General features: G+C 57.7%; 16 protein-coding genes. 3 read left to right on the top strand and 13 right to left on the bottom strand.

Annotated elements, in window-relative coordinates; translation table 11 throughout:
- Positions 1-16: 16 nt before the first annotated feature.
- Positions 17-2653, bottom strand: coding sequence for an aminopeptidase N (gene pepN / locus AUP74_RS10140; RefSeq protein WP_069947471.1), 2637 nt, complete (start codon positions 2651-2653; stop codon positions 17-19).
- A gap of 204 nt (positions 2654-2857) precedes the next feature.
- Entirely contained in the window at positions 2858-4459 is a 1602-nt protein-coding gene (ggt, locus tag AUP74_RS10135; protein ID WP_226999757.1) for a gamma-glutamyltransferase, read from the bottom strand.
- 162 nt (positions 4460-4621) lie between these two features.
- On the opposite strand from ggt, the gene AUP74_RS10130 reads away from it, so the two are divergent.
- The 3 genes from AUP74_RS10130 (at position 4622) to AUP74_RS10120 (ending at position 8240) form a co-directional block, all read left to right on the top strand.
- Positions 4622-7627: an intermembrane phospholipid transport protein YdbH family protein gene (locus tag AUP74_RS10130; RefSeq protein ID WP_069947470.1), complete on the top strand. Its 3006-nt coding sequence runs from the start codon at positions 4622-4624 to the stop codon at positions 7625-7627.
- A gap of 79 nt (positions 7628-7706) precedes the next feature.
- Positions 7707-7901, top strand: coding sequence for a YnbE family lipoprotein (locus AUP74_RS10125; protein WP_069947469.1), 195 nt, complete (start codon positions 7707-7709; stop codon positions 7899-7901).
- A 9-nt stretch (positions 7902-7910) separates the two neighbouring features.
- A complete protein-coding gene (locus tag AUP74_RS10120; protein WP_069947468.1) occupies positions 7911-8240 on the top strand; it encodes a YdbL family probable chaperone protein in 330 nt (109 codons plus the stop codon).
- A gap of 81 nt (positions 8241-8321) precedes the next feature.
- Here the strand turns inward: AUP74_RS10120 and rpoS are convergent, their stop codons facing one another.
- The 11 genes from rpoS to AUP74_RS10065 all read right to left on the bottom strand — a co-directional run bounded on the left by rpoS (position 8322) and on the right by AUP74_RS10065 (position 18915).
- Positions 8322-9380 carry an RNA polymerase sigma factor RpoS gene (gene rpoS / locus AUP74_RS10115; RefSeq protein ID WP_069947467.1) on the bottom strand — a complete coding sequence of 353 codons (1059 nt, stop codon included), beginning with the start codon at positions 9378-9380 and terminating at the stop codon, positions 8322-8324.
- A 288-nt stretch (positions 9381-9668) separates the two neighbouring features.
- A complete protein-coding gene (locus AUP74_RS10110) occupies positions 9669-10442 on the bottom strand; it encodes a peptidoglycan DD-metalloendopeptidase family protein (protein WP_069948826.1) in 774 nt (257 codons plus the stop codon).
- Between the two features lie 224 nt (positions 10443-10666).
- A complete protein-coding gene (locus AUP74_RS10105) occupies positions 10667-11605 on the bottom strand; it encodes a DUF368 domain-containing protein (RefSeq protein ID WP_069947466.1) in 939 nt (312 codons plus the stop codon).
- The gene (locus AUP74_RS10100; protein WP_193427335.1) at positions 11602-12273 is read right to left on the bottom strand and encodes a protein-L-isoaspartate(D-aspartate) O-methyltransferase; all 672 of its coding nucleotides are present in this window, start codon (positions 12271-12273) and stop codon (positions 11602-11604) included. Before AUP74_RS10100 ends, AUP74_RS10105 begins: the two co-directional genes overlap by 4 nt.
- Before the next feature lie 75 nt (positions 12274-12348).
- Positions 12349-13326 (bottom strand): tRNA pseudouridine(13) synthase TruD, encoded by a 978-nt coding sequence (gene truD, locus AUP74_RS10095; protein ID WP_069947465.1) that lies wholly within the window; start codon positions 13324-13326, stop codon positions 12349-12351.
- 2 nt (positions 13327-13328) lie between these two features.
- Positions 13329-13820, bottom strand: coding sequence for a 2-C-methyl-D-erythritol 2,4-cyclodiphosphate synthase (ispF, locus tag AUP74_RS10090; protein ID WP_069948824.1), 492 nt, complete (start codon positions 13818-13820; stop codon positions 13329-13331).
- 5 nt (positions 13821-13825) lie between these two features.
- Positions 13826-14545: a 2-C-methyl-D-erythritol 4-phosphate cytidylyltransferase gene (ispD, locus tag AUP74_RS10085; protein WP_069947464.1), complete on the bottom strand. Its 720-nt coding sequence runs from the start codon at positions 14543-14545 to the stop codon at positions 13826-13828.
- Positions 14542-14832, bottom strand: coding sequence for a septum formation initiator family protein (locus tag AUP74_RS10080; RefSeq protein ID WP_069947463.1), 291 nt, complete (start codon positions 14830-14832; stop codon positions 14542-14544). The genes ispD and AUP74_RS10080 overlap by 4 nt, the downstream gene beginning before the upstream one ends.
- A gap of 89 nt (positions 14833-14921) precedes the next feature.
- Positions 14922-16208, bottom strand: coding sequence for a phosphopyruvate hydratase (eno, locus tag AUP74_RS10075; RefSeq protein ID WP_069947462.1), 1287 nt, complete (start codon positions 16206-16208; stop codon positions 14922-14924).
- A 131-nt stretch (positions 16209-16339) separates the two neighbouring features.
- Positions 16340-17185, bottom strand: coding sequence for a 3-deoxy-8-phosphooctulonate synthase (gene kdsA / locus AUP74_RS10070; protein WP_069948823.1), 846 nt, complete (start codon positions 17183-17185; stop codon positions 16340-16342).
- Positions 17186-17277: 92 nt separating this feature from the next.
- A complete protein-coding gene (locus tag AUP74_RS10065) occupies positions 17278-18915 on the bottom strand; it encodes a CTP synthase (protein ID WP_069947461.1) in 1638 nt (545 codons plus the stop codon).
- Positions 18916-18923 lie beyond the last annotated feature (8 nt).

The following is an 18923-nucleotide window of genomic DNA, read 5'->3' as shown; positions in this document are numbered from 1 at the left end:
CGGCAGGACCAGGGCCTCAGTCCGCCTTGAGACTCTTGCTTACCACCTCATAGAGATCGGCAGAAAGCTGCCCCGAATCCATCACGGACTGCAAGGCTGCATGCATCATCTCCTGCTGACCCTGGCAGTATTTTTTCCAGCGCGTGATCGGCGTGACCAGCCGCGCGGCAATCTGTGGATTCAGCTTATCCAATGCGATCACCTGCTCCGCCAGGAACCGGAAACCACTGCCATCGGGCTGGTGGAACTGGAGGAAGTTGCGGTTGGAAAACGCCCCAATAACCGAACGCACACGATTGGGATTAGTCAGTTCAAAGGCGGGATGCGCCATCAGTGCACGAACCGCTTCCAGGGAGCCGCGCTTTGGACTGCTGCTCTGCACGGCTAGCCACAGCTCCACTACCTGATCATCCTCCTTCCAGCGCTCATAGAAACTTTGCAGCGCCGCCTGTGCGCGCTGATCGTCGCCCCGGTTGACCAGCGCTGCCAGAGCCGCGGCGCTATCAGTCATATTGGTTGCCGAGGCGAACTGGGTATCAGCGAGTTGCAACGCCTCCTCTTTCTCAGTGACGCAGAGATAGGCCAGTGCGGTATTTTTCAGACGCCGTTCGGCAATATCATCGGCCAGCGGACGGTAGGGCTTGTCATGATCGAGTCGCCGGAAAGTCTCTAGCAGGTCTTCAAACAAGGCTTCAGCCAGGTTCTGCTCGGCGAAATTTCGCGCAGCGATGATCGCCTCTGCATCAATGACTTCCGCCTCTTCCGCCAGAGTCTGGGCACTGGGAAGAGTCAGCATCTCTGCCACCAGAGCCGGATCGAGATCCTCCTGCTGCAGAATACTGCGGTAGGCCTCCATCAACTCAGGCTGTAGCTGCAGCTCAACCCCAGCGCGGAAATCCTGCTGCAGCTGGGCCAGTGCCCTGAACGCTAGGCGCTGACCGGCATCCCACCGGTTGAAGGCATCACTGTCTGCGCGCATCAGTAATCGCAGTTGCGCTGGCGTGTAGTCATAACGGACCCTCACCGGCGCAGAGAAACCTCTTAACAGCGATGGCAGCGGCCGCTCGGGAATACCCTCGAAAACAAATGCCTGCTCTGCTTCGGTGATCTCCAACACGGTTTCGCGCGTGCCGTCTGTATCCAGCGCCAGTTCGCTGCCATCGCCTGCCAGGAGTCCCAACTTCAACGGAATATGGAATGGCTTTTTTTCAGGCTGCCCGGGTGTTGCGGGGCACGACTGACGCACACTAAGGGTGTAGCGCTCGCCGGCTGAATCGTAGTCATCACTGATCTCCAGCAGAGGGGTTCCCGCCTGGCTGTACCAGCGCCGGAATTGCTTCAGGTCGACACCATTCGCGTCCTCCATTGCTGCGACAAAGTCCTCGCAGGTTACCGCACAGCCATCGTGACGCTCGAAGTACAGATCGCTGCCACGGCGAAACCCTTCCTCTCCCAACAGGGTATGAATCATGCGCACTACCTCTGCACCTTTCTCGTATACCGTCAGGGTGTAGAAGTTGGAAATTTCCATATACGAGTCAGGGCGTACCGGATGCGACATGGGGCCGGCATCCTCGGCAAACTGTGTCGTGCGCAACATCGACACATCCTCGATGCGTTTGACCGCGCGGGAGTTCATGTCCGCAGAAAACTCCGCATCGCGAAATACCGTGAACCCCTCTTTCAGGCTCAACTGGAACCAGTCCCTGCATGTCACCCGGTTGCCGGACCAATTGTGAAAATACTCGTGGGCGACAATGGATTCGATACGCTGGAAGGCAGCATCCGTAGCGGTCTCCGGGCTCGCCAGCACACAGGCTGAATTGAAAATATTGAGCCCTTTGTTTTCCATCGCCCCCATATTGAAATGATCAACGGCAACGATCATGAAGATATCCAGGTCATATTCCCGGCCGTACACTTCCTCGTCCCAGCGCATGGCCGCCTTGAGAGAGTGCATGGCATGCTCGCACTTGCCGATATTCTTGGGCTCGGTAAATATCTGCAGCGTCACTTTCCGGCCACTCATGGTGGTGAACTGATCCTCCACCTTTTCCAGTCGCCCGGCCACCAGGGCAAACAGATAGGCCGGTTTGGCAAATGGATCCTCCCAGGTGACGAAATGGCGATCGCCCTCGATCTCCCCCCGCGCAATTTCATTGCCGTTGGACAGCAACACCGGATAATCCCGCGGAGCGACAATGGTAGTGGTGAACTTGGACATCACATCGGGGCGGTCGGGATAATAGGTAATCTTGCGGAAGCCCTCGGCCTCACACTGGGTGCAGTACATGCCATTGGACAGGTACAGGCCCTCCAGCGAGGTATTACCCTCCGGATCGATGCGGTTACATATTTCCAGGGTGAATGCACCGCGATGAACGGGGATGATCAGTCCCTCATCGTGACAGGTGTACTCATCGACACCGAGAGCAACGCCATCGATCCCCACCGATACCAGCTCCAGGTTGACACCATCGAGTCGCAATGGCGGTAGGCCCTCTCCCGCCGCCGGGTTGCGACGAATTTCCAGGCTGGACGTCACTACGGTGGAATTTGGCTCCAGTTCAAAACGCAGCCGCGTACTATCCACCAGATAATCCGGCTTTCGGTAGTCTTTCAGGTAGACGGTGCGGGGCTGGGCATCTCTCATGGTATTGACTCGCTCCTGGGAAATTCAAAGTACCCCACCAGCTGGGCGGGGTGATTACTATAAGGATATGGCAGGCACTGCCAAGGGGAATTAGTAACCGGCGGCGTGCCCATCCTTCCGGCTCTCGGAGGCGCCATGGTATACACCATCTGCCGTGCGCATAATCGCCTGATAGCCCCCGTAGGGACCACTTTCGAAGCGCACCTAGTGGCCCATTTGCACCAGCTTACGCCGGGTCTCCATCGGGAAGCCGTCTTCGAGGCTGAGATAGCCGCCGTCTTCCATCACCTCGTCAGTGGGCTGGCTGGATCCGCTGTGCAGAATACGTGGCGCATCTCCCGCTTCCTGCAAATTCATGCCGAAGTCCACCATATTAATCACAATCTGTGCATGCATCTGCGGCTGGGTCGCACCGCCCATCACGCCAAAGCTCATGTAGGGCGCACCATCTTTGGTGACAAAGGCGGGGATGATGGTGTGGAAAGGACGCTTACCCGGCTGGTACTGGTTGAAGTGTCCCTCCTCAAGGCTGAACATTTCACCGCGATCCTGGAGGATAAAGCCCAGTTCACCAGGCGTCATGCCAGACCCCATACCACGGTAATTACTCTGGATCAGCGAGACCATATTGCCCTCTTCATCCGCCACGGTCAGGTAAATGGTGTCCCCATGTCGCAGGGCCGGATGACCGGCGTCATAGCGCTTGCCGGATCGGCTCGGGTCAATCAGCTTGCGTCGCTCTGCAGCGTATTGCTTGGAAATGAGCTCCCTGACCGGGATTTTGTTGAAAGCCGGGTCCGCATACCACTTTGCCCTGTCCTCGAACGCAAGCTTCTTGGCCTCGGCAAAGAGGTGCACATATTCAGAGCTCGTGCGACCCATCTTGGCCAGGTCATAAGCCTCGAGAATATTGAGGATCTGCAGTGCGGCAATGCCCTGGCCATTGGGCGGTAACTCCCAGACATCATAGCCACGGTAGTTAGTCGATACGGGTTGTACCCACTCGGAGTTGTGAGATGCCAGATCCTCATAGGACAGGAACCCACCATTGGCCTTCATATAAGCGGCGATTTCCCGCGCCATATCCCCTTTGTAAAAAGCGTCTCGCCCACCCTTGGCAATCCGTTTGTAGGTCTTGGCCAGTCGGGGATTACGAAAGATCTCCCCCTCCACCGGCGCGCGCCCATCGGGCATGAATGTTTCACGAAAGCCCGGAAACTCCTGCAGTCGCGGCACCGAACGGCCCCAGTAATAGGCAACAAGTTGGGTTACTGGAAATCCGCTTTCCGCATAGTCGATGGCGGGTTGAAGGATTTTCGACATGGGCAGGCGCCCGAATTTCCCATGTAATTCATACCAGCCGTCCACGGCCCCGGGCACCGATACCGGCAGAGGTCCATGGGAGGGGATTCGATCCAGGTTATTTTCAGAAAAATAAGAGAACGGCAGCGACTTGGGTGAGCGACCACTGGCATTCAACCCGAAGAGTTTTTCCTCCTTCGCATCCCAGACAATGGCGAACAGGTCGCCGCCAATGCCGCAACCCGTGGGTTCCATTAGGCCCTGTGCGGCGTTGGCGGCAATGGCCGCGTCCACCGCCGAGCCGCCCTGCTTGAGGATATCCAGCGCAATCTGTGTCGCCAGTGGCTGACTGGTGGCGGCCATTCCATTGGTTGCCAGCACCTGGGAGCGGCTGGCGAACCCCTCTCCCACCACGCGATCGTATGCGCCCGCAGTAGTGCCATACAGGGCAAGGGGAAAGGCCACCAAAGCCATCAGGCCGTGCAGGCTCTTTATCGTCTTCAAGCTTCTTATCATGTATTTCATTAAGGTTTTCTCCGCGGCCGGTTACACTGGAACCGGTAACTGACGCCCTGCCGAGGCATCAACTAGTGAAGGAAGTGCGGCAGGGAAAGCGTTTCAGTCTCCACATATCGATGCTGACCGCAAGCCCGACAGGAGAACTCCTTGCCCAAGCTATCCCGAGTCACCATTGTCGTTCTGCTGCTATTACTGGCGGCAGCCTGGTGGCTGTGGCGCGACCGCGATACGGTCGCACTGGCACTCATCAATTGGGTTCAGGATGCTGTCCAAGTGGAGGCGCTGAGTGGTCTCACGGTTTACGGCGGAGACATACACCTGGATCGCCTCAGGCTTTCCACAACCCAGGGCGCCGCGGCCGACCTGAGGGGGTTAAGGCTCGCTCACCCACTCAGGTTTTTTGGCGCCATCAATAACAGCGAATTGACTGTGGCTGAGGCCAGGCTCTCACTCCCTGAGCAGGCGCCGGAGCCCACCTCCCCCACGAGCTTGCCCGGGCCAAACATGCCGCCTGCAGGAACCGCGACTACGGAATCAGGGGAAACAGCTTATGCAGCCGGGCAGGAGGACAACGAGCTCTATCTGAGTGAGATAATCAAAGCTCTCGCCCTGCTTCCCGCCCGCCTTGAGATCAAGCAACTGCAATGGCCGGACTCCATGGGTGGCCGTCAAATACCGGCCACGGTGTCTCTCCAACGCGTGCCTGACTCCACAACTCTGCTCGGCAATTATGAGTCCAGTAGTCTGCGCTCGGAGGTGACTATTCTGCCCGAGGACAAAGAGCTGCAGCTACGCGCCAAGCTGAACCTGGACAATGAACCTGCCTCCCAGGTACTCATCATCTCCGCCAATAAATCCCAGGGCAATCGCTGGGAAATTGCGGCTTCCACGATTTCCAGGTTGCACTGGCTGCAGCGGAAAGAGGTTCCTCTGCCAATAGCGGCATCAGAGGGGGAGCTGCTGCTCAAGGGGCGCGGACGATTACCAGACAACCTGTTGGCGTTTTCGGAGTATGAGGCTTTCTGGCTTGAGTTCTCGAGCCAGGATGCTCTGGTGAGCTTCGAAACCGACTTCCTGCCCCTGACACTCAAACTTGCAACTACCACACCGCTTTCCACGGAAGTGCTGTCACTGCGCCCTCTTCAGCTGGCGCAATTAAGCGGTGAGGCGAATGTGGAGGCATCTGTGACAGGTGCTGCCGACTTGCCACTACTCTCGTCGAAGGTTCGCGCCCAGATTGAGGGCGACCAAGCCGTACTCAACGCCTCCGGATCTCTCTCGCCAGAGGCGCTTCTCCCACTGTTAGAAAACGGTCCCTGGGAAGGGAGCCCGGGACTCGCAATCATCGAGGAAGCCGGGGGCGAAATATTTTTCGAGGCAAGCGCGGTGTTACCGGGGATGAAAGAGAACACGCCTGTCCGTGGCAATGAGCAACTCTGGCTTGAGAACGCGAACCTGACGATCAAGCCCGGCAGTGAACTGCGTGTTGGTGCGGTAACAGACCCGCAAACCCAGGCCCCGTGGAGCAGGGTCGGCTGGCAACAAGCCCTCGCCACATTAAAAGTTGAAGCGCCACTGACACTGTCCACCGAAGGCTGGCCAGGAAATCTGCGGCTTTCAGCTACTGATATTCAAGGCACACTTCAAGAGAAGAAGGGCGAACCGGCTGTGAACTTCCAACTGAGCGAAGCCACCTGTGACTTTGCCGGAACCACGGAGTGTGCCACAGCCATCCAGGCCAATTCCCCCCAGCTGACCTTCAAAGATTCGGGTGTTACGGTGAATGACTTAGTGTTGTCATCCTCACTGACTTTCACTGCTGGAAAGCAACAAAACGAAATTCGAGTTTCGGATTTCTTCGCGAAAGCGACAAGCGTGACCAGCGGCCCTGTTCAAGCAACTGGGCTACTCGTCACAGCATCCGCAGGTCGTTGCTTGAACATGGATAAGAAAATTCACTGTGAAAGCGCTCCGCAAGTGACGGCGGAATCAGTGAAAACAGCCGATCCAGCAATTGAGCTCGGCGGCACTGTGGCCATTGCACCGATCAAACTCACCCGGCTGGAAGACAAACTGGAGTTCCATGCCCAATACGACATCGCAGAGGCCAGTGTGCGATGGGAAGATGGCGGGGAGGTGAACTTTAACGGAACCGGAGAGCTCTCGCTGACAGATACTCTGTTACGCGGTACGGGCCAGATTTCTACTGGGGATATCCGGGCTCAGAGCAACTGGTCCCATAATCTGGAAACCACCTCTGGGTCTGCAAAGCTCGAGCTGCCGCGGATCTCGTTTAGCGAAGAAGAGCCTCTGAGCAAATCTATCACTGGGCTTCCCGTGGATCTGGTGGCGGGCGCCCTAAGTGCTACTGCGCACATGTCCTGGCCTGCTGACGCTAAGGACCAGGTGCAGCTCAGTCTCGATGGAGTTGCGGGAGTCTATGACAAGAGCTTTGCAACAGGGATCAACACCTCCCTACGGCTTCTTCGTGCAGGCGACAACTGGGTGACAGCCGACCCGCAGCCGGTATCAATAGACGCTGTTGATGTGGGAATAGGCATCAAAGATATCCACTTTGATCTCAGTATCACAGAGCAACGGGATATCGTTCTCTCCTCCCTGTCCGCCAAGCTCCTTGAAGGAGAAATCAACTCGGAATCCTTGACCTGGAACCTGGACGATCAGCCGCGGCGCAGCCTCCTGTCTGCCAGCGGCATTTCCCTGCGCGCCCTCGAAAAGGAAATGGAAGCGGAGAACTTTGCCGCATCTGGCACGCTCGACTTGCAGATACCGGTCATTACCGGTCCGGATGGAATCACAGTGGAGGCCGGCAAGGTAGAGGCGCGACCGCCGGGCGGAAGACTACGCTATTACGGCGCTTTTTCGCCGGCGATGCTGGCGGGAAACCCCCAACTCAAGATGCTTTCCGGTGCTCTGGAGGACTACAGCTTCCGCACCCTCGGTGGAACCCTGAACTACCCTCCAAGCGGGGACATGCAATTGCAGTTGAAGTTGGTCGGGCGCAGCGATTCAGTGGCCAAGGATCGCGACCTGATCATCAACCTCAACCTTGAAAATAACGTTCCATCAATGCTGCGATCCCTGCAGGCAAGCCGGGACCTGAGTGAGGCGCTGCAGAAGAATCTCGAGTGATGATTCACAGCCAACGAGTTCAGTTTGGGTTAAGCTAGGCCGGATAACATAGCATGGCGTTGACACTCAGGAGTGACTCATGACCGGCACCAGACTGCTCCCCCTTCTGCTGATGGCCGCGCTGTTTACCGCGGCCTGTACGCCGACGGTGGCAGTACAGGCCCCTAGCGAGCCTATTACAGTGAACCTGAACGTGAAGATTGAACACGAGATCCGCGTCAAAGTAGATCGGGAGCTGGACAATCTGTTTGAGGATAAAGAAGGAATTTTCTAAGGAGGCATCATGAAGAGGCTTACCAAACAACTTCTACTCATCATCGGCCTGGTCATTGCTCTGCCGGCCATGGCTATCACTCTGGACGAGGCCCGCTCACAAGGGCTGGTAGGCGAAGCAAATAGTGGCTATATCGCTGTCGTGGACCAGTCTTCAGCGGAACTGGAGCGCCTGGTCGCAGAGGTCAACGGCAAGCGCAAGCGCGAGTACGCCGCCATCGCCAAACGCAATGGCATCGACATCGCCCAGGTGGCTGCCCGCGCTGCAGAGAAGCTGGAGGCCCGACTCAAGCCGGGAGAGTTCTACCAGGATAACCTCGGCAGGTGGGTACAGAAGTAATCACCAAAGCGTGGTGATCAATAAAAAAGCCGCGAGGTCTTCGACCCCGCGGCTTTTCACATCATGACTGAATCTTAGCTGTTACAGATTGGCAAACAGTGACATTCCGTCGAGACCCTGCTTCTCCATGACTTCACGCAGGCGCTTCAATGCGTCCACCTGTATCTGGCGCACCCGTTCCCGGGTCAAACCGATTTCCCGACCAACCTCCTCCAGGGTACTGGCCTCGTAGCCTCGCAGGCCGAAGCGACGCGAGACCACTTCACACTGCTTATCCGGCAGCTCACCGAGCCACCGGTTGATGCTTTCAAACAAGTCCGTATCCTGCAGTAGCTCTGCCGGATCCGATTCCTGCTGGTCCGGGATGGTGTCGACCAGGGTCTTCTCGGAGGAAGGGCCGATTGGCGTGTCTACAGAGGTCACCCGCTCGTTCAGCCCGAGCATACGCTCGACGTCCTCAACAGGTTTTTCCAGCAGATTGGCAATTTCCTCTGCCGACGGCTCGTGATCCAGCTTCTGTGCCAGTTCGCGGGATGCACGCAGATAGACGTTGAGCTCCTTCACCACGTGAATGGGAAGGCGAATAGTACGGGTCTGATTCATGATGGCCCGCTCGATAGTCTGGCGGATCCACCACGTAGCGTAGGTAGAGAAGCGGAATCCGCGCTCCGGATCAAACTTCTCAACGGCACGGATAAGGCCGAGGTTTCCTTCCTCAATCAGGTCCAGTAGGGCCAGGCCCCGGCTCACATAACGCCGCGCAATCTTGACTACCAGGCGCAGGTTACTTTCGATCATCCGCTTGCGGGCTGCCGCGTCACCACGCAGTGCCTTGCGGGCGTAGTAGACCTCTTCCTCAGCAGTGAGGAGTGGGGAAAAGCCGATTTCGTTCAGGTAAAGCTGTGTAGCATCAAGGTTCTTCTGCAGGTAAGTCTCACCATCTGACCTGCGCGCCCGAGCCTTGAGGGGGGTGGGTTCGGAGTTTTTTTTTGCTGCGGTCTTCCGGGATCGACCGCTTGTTTTGTCCTCTGTCAGTGACTTTGCCGATTTCTTTCCGCGAGTCTTGCTTTCGTTAGCTGCCAACTCTGGAGGAAGGTCTGCCTGTCCAGCTGCCAGCTGGTCGCGACGATGTGCTTCCATTTCCCCAACTCCTTGTAAATTTGCCAATCTCAGTCGCACCACAGCAATACCGCTGCGTGGGCCGCTGTCAGTGCGACAGCCTCCGTTTTCGGCGACCGCAAGATTCGGCGGAGAGAAAGCAAACTGCCAGGGCAATTTGTTACAGGGAGGGGTTATCGAGTCAGTCGCGGTTGCGCCTGACTGAAGGCTCTAGCCCTGCTCTGCCGACCTTGGGAGGGTCACGAATCCGGTGACTACCTCAAGTGGTAAAAATAAAAATCCATTTTTATTTACAGGGCCTTTGGCGCCTCAGGGGTTGCGCGGTAGATAGGCAAGAGGGTCAACTGGCTGACCGTTACGGCGAATTTCGAAGTGGAGCTTATTGCGGTCTGTACCACTTGAACCCAGTTCCGCGATCCTCTGCCCCGCTTTGACTTCGCTGCCCTCTTTCACAAGCAATTTGTGATTGTGGGCGTAAGCACTGAGGTACTCCTCATTGTGCTTAACGATCAGCAGTTTCCCGTAACCTCTCAGCGCACTTCCCGCGTAGATCACGGTGCCATTGGCTGCTGCCAATACAGAGTCCCCCTTTTGCCCTGCGATATCAACACCCTTCCGCAAGGGGTCCTTGGGACGGAAGGTGCTGATGAGGGGGCCGCGTGCAGGCCAACGCCAACCCACTTGCGAACCGGAAGCCGGTTTCACGGTTTTCCGGGCAACCGTCGCCGGTGAAGATTTTTTGATTTTCGCGGGTGATTTCTGCGCAACAGGCTTTGGTGCAGGGGCACTTTTTCGAACCGGAGCGGAAGCAGGCCGGGGAGCTGATACCAGTGCTTGCCCCTCGAGGCGGAGGCGCTGTCCCGGGAAAATACTGTATGGCGGAGCGATGCCATTGATCGCTGCCAGATGCTTGAAATCCTGGCCGTAGCGCCATGCAATCGAGTACAGCGTTTCACCGCTACTGACGGTGTGATGCCTGATCCTGTCACTTGGGGGCTGTCCGAGCGAGTGTGTCGGGGCCGGGTGGCTGGTACAGGACGCGACGAAAAAGCTTAACAGGCTTACGATTAATATTTTTAACATATACAGGCAAGCCTGACTGAAAACGGGACTAAAGTCCCGCCACCCGGAGTCGCATATTTGTTGAATGGGACGACATTTCATTATTCTCTTTTTACATCAAGGGGTCGCATTTATGGAAAAAGTGTCTAAAAAAATTCGCTTAAGGCCGGACATTTCACGGTGGGGAATTTCCCAGATCCGAACTTACACAGGCTGAAATGTGGCAACAAGGCTTCTGGCGCCCTTCAATGGTGCGCTCCACGCCTGTGCCCCCAGAAATCCACCGCCAGTACAATCAAAACCGCCATCAGCGCAGCTGCGCCGGCCGCTAGCAGGTAACTGCTCTCCCCCGTGACCTCGGCAAAGGTCCAGGGCGAGGTGTTGGACATCAATGGCGCCATTTTGTCACCCATTGCTGCCACTTCATCGCTGGGCAGCTTCCAGGGCCAGATAATTTTGAGGCTCCCGAGGAGAATGCCGCCCAGAAAAGCCAGGGTCCGCGCCACATAATGGTGCATCAACCAGGAAAGCAGGCGGCTGAACAACATCAGGCCAGTCACTGCGCCGGCAGCGAAAGACAACAGCTTCACCAACTGCAGCTCGTGCACCGCAGTCAACACGTGGGGGTAGATGCCGATCATCAGTAGGATAAAAGAACCAGAGATACCCGGCAGGATCATGGCGCAGATGGCCAGCCCGCCAGAGAGGAACAGGGTCAGGGGTGTTGCTGGAACCTGGGCAGGCCGCAGTTCACTGACGCCGATTGCCACCAGTACGCCCAAGATTAGATAAATCACCGCACCGGTGTTCCAACGCGGCACCCGCCGCAGAATGGGTATCACCGACGCGAGTACGAGGCCAAAGAAAAAGCCCCAGACCACGACGGGATAGGTATCCAGCAGATAACCGATCAGACGAGCCAGGCTCACCACACTGATCAGGATTCCGGTAAAGAGCGATAACAGGAAACTGCCATTGATGTATTGCCACGCAACCAGCGGGCCGTGCCGTCGCAACACGGTCAGCGCATGGGGGCCGACCCGGCTGATGGAATCCAGTAGCTCCTGGTAAATACCGGTAATAAAAGCGATGGTGCCACCTGACACACCGGGAACGACATCGGCCGCGCCCATGGCCATTCCCCGCGCGACAACTCCCCAGAGGCGACTCTTACCCAAGCTCATCGAACTACACCGCCGAGCAGGGGCACGAAGTGCACCGGCTCCAGCCTCTCTACATCGAACTGCTGGCTATCGCCGCGCCGGGTGATGATGGTGAGGAACTGACGCTCATTTCCCACCGGAATGACAAGCACGCCATCCGGACCGAGCTGCTCCTTTAAGTCAGAAGGGACAGAGGCGGGTGCAGCAGCTGCCAGAATGGCATCGTAAGGGCCTTTCTCCGGCCAGCCAAAACCACCACTGCTGATGCTCGTCTCCACATTGTAAAGCCCCAGTTCCCGAAAACGCTGGCGGGCTTTCTCCAGCAACGGCCCGATGCGCTCGACGGAATACAGGCGATCCACGAGGCGAGCCAGAATAGCAGCCTGATAGCCCGAGCCTGTTCCCACCTCCAAGACCCGGTGCAGGGACTTGGCCCGGCTCAGAAGCAGTTCCGTCATACGGGCAACGATATAGGGCTGCGAGATGGTCTGGCCGTAGCCGATGGGCAGGGAGGTATCCTCGTAAGCGCGGATTGCCAGGGCTTCGTCCAGAAAAAGATGACGGGGAGTGGAAGCCATCACATCGAGCACGGCCTCGTTACTGATTCCCTCTTCCCGCAGTCGCTGAATCAGCCGGTTGCGGGTTCGCTGGGAGGTCATCCCCAGCCCCTCACGTTTCAAGCGATCCATATTACCCCTATCAAGTCCCGGTAGCCGCCCACGGCCACCGCAGTGCCGGCGCCAGGGCCGGTTATTTTTGTTGCTCTATTTTATGTTGGCGCCACTCTCATTGACCAGCGCCGATAGCTCCCGGAGCACCGCGGTGGCAAATGCACCGGGGGGCAGAGCGAAAGTCAGCTGCAGGCTGTCCGCCTGCCATTCGAAACCATAACCCTCGGGCTTGAGTATCAGGCTGCGTCGCTCCTGCTGCAGGCCACAGTGCTCCAGCCAGTCAGACAAACTGGCCCATTCACCCGTTACCGAAGATTCAAGTTCTCCCAGTTCTGCCGTGGCGGGGTTACGTCCCCTGCCCCACAATGGCCCGGAGGGTTCTGCCAGTGGCTCACCCGGCACGGGTTCACGCCAGCAGTCGAGGGCCACACGTTTAGCCAGAACCTGGTTAAAAAGCCAGCTTCGCGCTGCCGACATGGCAAAGGCGCGGTCGCTGCGTTTTACGCGGGCATTGTCCTCGGCAATCTGCAACGCCAGATCCAGGTTGCCACCGTTGCGGCCAAACCGCTGCTCGCCGAAGTAATTGGGAACACCGTCCCCAAGACACTCCAGTATCGAGGCGGCCCGTTCACGATCCCCGCGAACATTGCGCAGGGTGATAACAAACCGGTTGCCCACATGTTCGCCCCGACGCAACTTGCGCGGGCCACGCAATACCTCGAGTACAGCAATCTCATCGGAGTTCAGCTGCGTCCAGTCGGGCGCGCCTTTCTGCCCAAGCCAGACGCTGAACCACTGGGTGGTCACCGCATGGCGATCCTTCAGGCCGTAAAAACCAATATCACCAACCCTGACCCCTGCTGCCTTCGCCAGCTGTTGCGCAACCCAGTTGGTATTGGCACCGCGCTTGCGAATTTTCAGGTAGACATGTTCGCCGTCATCATCAGCTGTCGGTGCGGCCAGTTCGTCGACAATGAAGTCTTCCGGCGAAACACGGAAATCCGCTTCTATCGCCACTCCGCCCAGCGCCCGGGGCCAGTCGAGATTCCAGTTACCGGTTGTATTGGGCATTGTCACGAATCCGAGTTCCCACGGTGGACCGCCAGTAGCACAGTTGCCTGAGCGGCAATTCCCTCGCCTCGGCCGGTGAATCCGAGCCGCTCAGTGGTCGTGGCCTTGACGCTCACCGCATCGATATCAAGATCGCAGTCTGCCGCAATATTGGCGCGCATGTCCTGGATATGGGGCGCCATCTTCGGCGCCTGGGCAATCAGTGTGCAATCCGCATTGACCAGACGATAGCCCCGCGCACGGATGAGCCCCAAGACATGGCGCAGCAGTTGTCGACTGTCTGCACCCGAATAAACCGGGTCATTGTCAGGGAAATGGTGGCCAATATCGCCGAGGGCCAGCGCCCCCAATAAGGCGTCGGCAAGGGCGTGCAGCAGAACATCGCCATCCGAGTGGGCTTTCAGCCCCTGGCCATGCGGAATTTTGACCCCGCCCAGGATGACATGGTCACCCTCACAAAATGCATGGACATCAAAGCCCTGCCCGATTCGCATACTCATCAACGATTGCCCTCTACCGCCGCAAACCTCAGGCGCAGAACCGCCTCCGCCAACGGGATGTCTTCCGGGTGTGTCACTTTGAAATTGTCGCTGCGGCCTTTGACCAGTTGAGGCGATTTCCCGGCAAATTCCAGCGCGCTGGCCTCATCCGTGACCGGATCACCGCGCTCCAGCGCTTCTCGCAGCGCCCGATGCAATTCACCCAGGGGCGCCCGCTGAGGGGTTTGCGCAAGCCAGATTCGGGATCGGTCCAGAGTCTTCTTGACCGAGGTAACATCCTCGTTACCCACGCGCGCCAGCTTGACGGTGTCGCTTGCCGGTTTTGCCAGCAGCGCAGAAGATGCCTCCGCAGCCAGCAGCGCCTCGATATCCTCCACTGCAACACAGGGTCGCGCTGCATCGTGCACCAGAACCTGGGTGTCAGGAGCTACTTTCGATGCGAGAAAATTCAGTGCTGCCAGCACGGAATCGGCCCGCTCAGCTCCGCCATGCACCTGCTGTACACGGCTGTCCCGCGACTCGGGGAGATGCTCAAAATCGCTATCGGTCGGAGAGATCGCCACGACAACTCCAGCAACTCCGGGCCAGGTAAGAATGTTGCGTAAAGTCAGGGAAAGTATCGGACGGCCGAGAAGCGGCAGATACTGTTTGGGGCGGTCCGCGCCCATGCGGCGACCGGCCCCGGCGGCGGGCACGATCACCCAATAGCCGGAAATCACTCGGCTTTTTCCTCTTCCGGTTGCATAAAGATAAACAGGGTCTCGCCTTCCCGGATCAGTCCGAGGTCGTAGCGCGCTTTGGCCTCGACACCGTCAGTACCTTCCTTGAGACTGCGCACTTCCCGCAACAGCTGTCGGTTGGCCCGGGTCAGTACCGTATTCTTTTCGCGCTGCTCCGCCAGCTCACGCTTGAGCCGGGAGACCTCCGCAAGACTGCCTTCCCCCACCCACAGGCGGTACTGGAATGTCACGAGCAGGATGGTCAGTATTGCCAGCAGCCATTTCATCGGCGTAACCCAGTTAGCGCGCAGCACGGGGAGATCGGCGGAGCCATGGGAGACCAGCTATTCACAAGCCGCCCTGCTCCGCCCCGCACTTACTTGAATTCAGCGCGGCCGCGATACGGGGCAGCGCCGTCCAACTCCGCCTCAATGCGCAGCAGGCGGTTGTACTTCGCCACACGGTCGGAGCGGCACAGAGAGCCGGTCTTGATCTGGCCAGCGGCAGTCGCCACGGCGAGATCGGCGATGGTGGTATCTTCGGTTTCACCGGAACGATGGGAAATCACCGCGGTGTAACCGGCATCCTTGGCCATCTTGATCGCTTCCAGGGTCTCGGTCAGGGAACCGATCTGGTTGAATTTGATCAGGATGGAATTACCTACCCCTTTCTCGATCCCCTCTTTCAGGATCTTGGTGTTGGTCACGAACAGGTCATCACCAACCAGCTGCACTTTGTCACCAATCTTGTCGGTGAGGATCTTCCAGCCGTCCCAGTCGCTCTCGTCCATGCCATCTTCGATGGACAGGATCGGGTAGTTTGCCGACAGCTTGGCCAGGTAATCAGCGAAGCCTTCACTATCGAACTGCTTGCCTTCACCGGAAAGGTCGTACTTGCCATTCTTGTAGAACTCGGAGGAGGCACAGTCCAGCGCCAGGGTGATGTCCTCACCCAGCTTGTAACCAGCTTTTTCTACGGCTTCCGCAATCACCTGCAGGGCAGCTTCATTGGAAGGCAGGTTCGGAGCAAAACCACCTTCGTCACCAACGGCAGTATTCAAGCCCTGGGAGGAAAGCACTTTTTTCAGGGAGTGAAAGATCTCAGCGCCCTGACGCAGCGCCTCGGCAAAGGTCGGGGCCTTGACCGGCTGGATCATAAACTCCTGGATATCCACATTGTTGTCGGCGTGTTCACCGCCATTGAGGATATTCATCATCGGTACCGGCATGGTGTATTCACCAGCGGTGCCGTTTACCTCGGCGATATGCTGATACAGCGGGATGTTTTTGGAAACGGCAGCTGCTTTTGCAGCAGCCAGAGAAACAGCCAGAATCGCATTCGCGCCCAGCTTGGATTTGTTCTCGGTGCCGTCGGCATCGATCATCGCCTTGTCGAGCGCACGCTGGTCAGCAGCGTCCATACCTTTGAGAAGATCGGCAATGGTGGTGTTGATGTTTTCAACGGCCTTCAGCACACCCTTGCCCAGGTAACGGCTCTTGTCGCCATCGCGAAGTTCCAGCGCCTCACGGGAGCCGGTGGAAGCGCCAGATGGTGCACAGGCGGAACCAACCGCGCCGCACTCCAGAATGACATCGGCTTCTACAGTGGGGTTTCCGCGGGAATCCATCACTTCATAGGCTTTTACGGCAACAATCTTGCTCATTAACGGGGCTCCATGTTGATAATTGTTGTGAATCGGGTCGTCGAGAAGTTTTTATTTTTACGCGGCAACCCCTTCGTTGGCGGCGCCGCGTTCTCAGCAGATTCGTACCTCGTACTGAGGCGGTACGGCTGTTATTTGGTATCCAGCGGCTCGAAACCCTTGATCAGGTCATCGACAGCTTTCATCTGCGCCAGGAAAGGCTCCAGCTTTTCCAGCGGCAGCGCGCTGGGGCCGTCGCAGAGTGCCTTGTCGGGGTTCGGGTGCGCCTCGAGGAACAGTCCGGCGAGGCCAATCGCGAGGCCCGCACGACCGAGTTCGGTGACCTGGCCGCGGCGACCGCCGGAGGCTGCGCCGGACGGGTCGCGCATCTGCAGTGAATGGGTTACGTCAAAAATGACCGGTGCACCACCGGAAGCATCGATCATGGTGCGAAAGCCCAGCATGTCGACCACCAGGTTGTCGTAGCCAAAGCAGCTGCCACGCTCACACAGAATGATCTTTTCGTTACCACCCTCAGCGAACTTTTCCACCACGTTTTTTACCTGTGGTGGGCTCATGAACTGGGGTTTCTTGACATTGATCACCGCATTGGTGGCCGCCATGGCCTTGACCAGGTCGGTCTGGCGGGCAAGGAAAGCCGGCAGCTGAATCACGTCCACCACTTCGGCAACCGGAGCGGCCTGGTCGACTTCATGCACATCGGTAATCAGGGGCACGCCAAAGGTCTTTTTGACCTCTTCAAAAATCTTCAGCCCCTCTTCCATGCCGGGTCCACGATATGAATGAATAGAGGAGCGGTTGGCCTTGTCAAAGGAGGCCTTGAACACATAGGGAATACCGAGCTTTTCCGTCACCTTGACGTAGTGCTCGGCCACCTGCATGGCAATATCGCGTGATTCCAGCACATTCATGCCACCGAACAGCACGAACGGCTTGTCGTTGGCAACCTGGATTTTTCCGACTTCAATGGTTTTCATCATTCGCTTTCCCTTTACCCGGCCGAACCTTAACGATCAGGCCGGGTATCAATTCACCTGCAGGCAGGTTCCTGTGTGTACTTGCCCTGCTCTTACTTTTCGTTCTTTTCGTGCTGCTTCATGGCGGCAGCCACAAAGCTCTCGAACAGCGGGTGACCATCGCGTGGAGTGGACGTGAACTCCGGATGGAACTGGCACGCCACGAACCAGGGGTGCTCGGGCAGCTCCACCATTTCCACCAGAGTATCGTCCGCAGACCAGCCACCGATCTTGAGGCCGGCCTTCTGCAGGCGATCAACGTAATTGTTGTTCACTTCATAGCGGTGACGGTGACGCTCTACGATCACATCAGCGCCGTAAATGTCACGAGCCTTGCTGTCCTTGGCCAGACGGCATTCCTGGCCACCCAGACGCATGGTACCGCCCAGGTCTGAATGCTCATCGCGCTTCTCGACCTTGCCTTCGCTGTCGATCCACTCGGTGATCAGGCCGATCACTGGATTGGAGGTGTTGATATCAAACTCGGTGCTGTTGGCATCCTTGAGCCCTAGTACGTTACGTGCGTACTCGATAACCACGGATTGCAGACCGAGACAGATACCCAGGAACGGAATATTGTTCTCACGGGCATAGCGGACAGATTCCAGCTTACCTTCGAGTCCTCGCTCACCAAACCCACCGGGTACCAGGATTGCGTCGGCATCCTTGATCAGCTCCAGTCCACCCTCGGATTCGACGTCTTCGGCATTGATGAAGTTGATATCCACCTTGCAGCGGTGCTTGATGCCCGCGTGGGTCAGGGATTCAATCAGGGATTTGTAGGCATCGAGCAGCTCCATGTATTTGCCAACCATGGCAATTTTCACTTCGTGCTCGGGGTTCAACTTGCCGTCCACCACGGCGTCCCACTCGGACAGGTCCGGGGCCGCGCATTCCAGCTGGAGCTTGTCCACGACGATATCGTCGAGACCATAGGTGTGCAGCAGGCGGGGAACACCGTAGATCGTTTTCGCGTCGGGCAGCGGTACCACTGCACGCTCTTCCACGTTGGTGAACAGGGCGATTTTGCGCCGGGAGTCCTCATCGATCTCGCGCTCGGAGCGGCACAGAAGAATATCCGGCTGCAGGCCGATGGAGCGCAGCTCTTTCACGGAGTGCTGGGTCGGCTTGGTCTTGGTTTCACCGGCAGTGGCCAGGTACGGCACATAGCTGAGGTGAATCAGCAGGGCACGGTTCAGGCCCAGTTCCACGCGCAGCTGGCGCACGGATTCCAGGAACGGCTGGGACTCGATATCACCCACGGTGCCACCGATTTCGACGATGGCAACATCCATATCGCGACCACCCTCGATCACGCGACGCTTGATCTCGTCAGTGATATGCGGAATGACCTGCACCGTACCACCCAGGTAGTCACCGCGGCGCTCCTTGCGCAGCACGGTCTCGTACACCCGGCCGGTGGTGAAGTTGTTGCGCTTGGACATGCGTGTGCGGATGAAGCGCTCGTAGTGGCCCAGGTCCAGATCCGTCTCGGCGCCATCTTCGGTCACGTAGACCTCGCCGTGCTGGAAGGGACTCATGGTGCCCGGATCCACGTTGATATAGGGATCCAGTTTCAGGATGGTGACCTTGAGGCCACGGGCCTCGAGAATGGCGGCCAGGGAAGCGGAGGCGATTCCTTTCCCCAACGAGGAAACCACGCCACCAGTGACAAATATATAGCGCGTCATGCAAAACC

Source organism: Microbulbifer aggregans, assembly GCF_001750105.1.
Classification (GTDB): domain Bacteria; phylum Pseudomonadota; class Gammaproteobacteria; order Pseudomonadales; family Cellvibrionaceae; genus Microbulbifer; species Microbulbifer aggregans.
This window is presented reverse-complemented; position numbering and strand designations above follow the sequence as displayed.

What these genes read in the sequence shown, in the direction of transcription:
- pepN (WP_069947471.1), bottom strand. Translation starts at nt 2,653, where the DNA reads ATGAGAGATGCCCAGCCCCGCACCGTCTACCTGAAAGACTACCGAAAG.
- AUP74_RS10125 (WP_069947469.1), top strand. Translation starts at nt 7,707, where the DNA reads ATGACCGGCACCAGACTGCTCCCCCTTCTGCTGATGGCCGCGCTGTTT.
- AUP74_RS10120 (WP_069947468.1), top strand. Translation starts at nt 7,911, where the DNA reads ATGAAGAGGCTTACCAAACAACTTCTACTCATCATCGGCCTGGTCATT.
- rpoS (WP_069947467.1), bottom strand. Translation starts at nt 9,380, where the DNA reads ATGGAAGCACATCGTCGCGACCAGCTGGCAGCTGGACAGGCAGACCTT.
- AUP74_RS10110 (WP_069948826.1), bottom strand. Translation starts at nt 10,442, where the DNA reads ATGTTAAAAATATTAATCGTAAGCCTGTTAAGCTTTTTCGTCGCGTCC.
- AUP74_RS10105 (WP_069947466.1), bottom strand. Translation starts at nt 11,605, where the DNA reads ATGAGCTTGGGTAAGAGTCGCCTCTGGGGAGTTGTCGCGCGGGGAATG.
- AUP74_RS10100 (WP_193427335.1), bottom strand. Translation starts at nt 12,273, where the DNA reads ATGGATCGCTTGAAACGTGAGGGGCTGGGGATGACCTCCCAGCGAACC.
- truD (WP_069947465.1), bottom strand. Translation starts at nt 13,326, where the DNA reads ATGCCCAATACAACCGGTAACTGGAATCTCGACTGGCCCCGGGCGCTG.
- ispF (WP_069948824.1), bottom strand. Translation starts at nt 13,820, where the DNA reads ATGCGAATCGGGCAGGGCTTTGATGTCCATGCATTTTGTGAGGGTGAC.
- AUP74_RS10080 (WP_069947463.1), bottom strand. Translation starts at nt 14,832, where the DNA reads ATGAAATGGCTGCTGGCAATACTGACCATCCTGCTCGTGACATTCCAG.
- eno (WP_069947462.1), bottom strand. Translation starts at nt 16,208, where the DNA reads ATGAGCAAGATTGTTGCCGTAAAAGCCTATGAAGTGATGGATTCCCGC.
- kdsA (WP_069948823.1), bottom strand. Translation starts at nt 17,185, where the DNA reads ATGAAAACCATTGAAGTCGGAAAAATCCAGGTTGCCAACGACAAGCCG.
- AUP74_RS10065 (WP_069947461.1), bottom strand. Translation starts at nt 18,915, where the DNA reads ATGACGCGCTATATATTTGTCACTGGTGGCGTGGTTTCCTCGTTGGGG.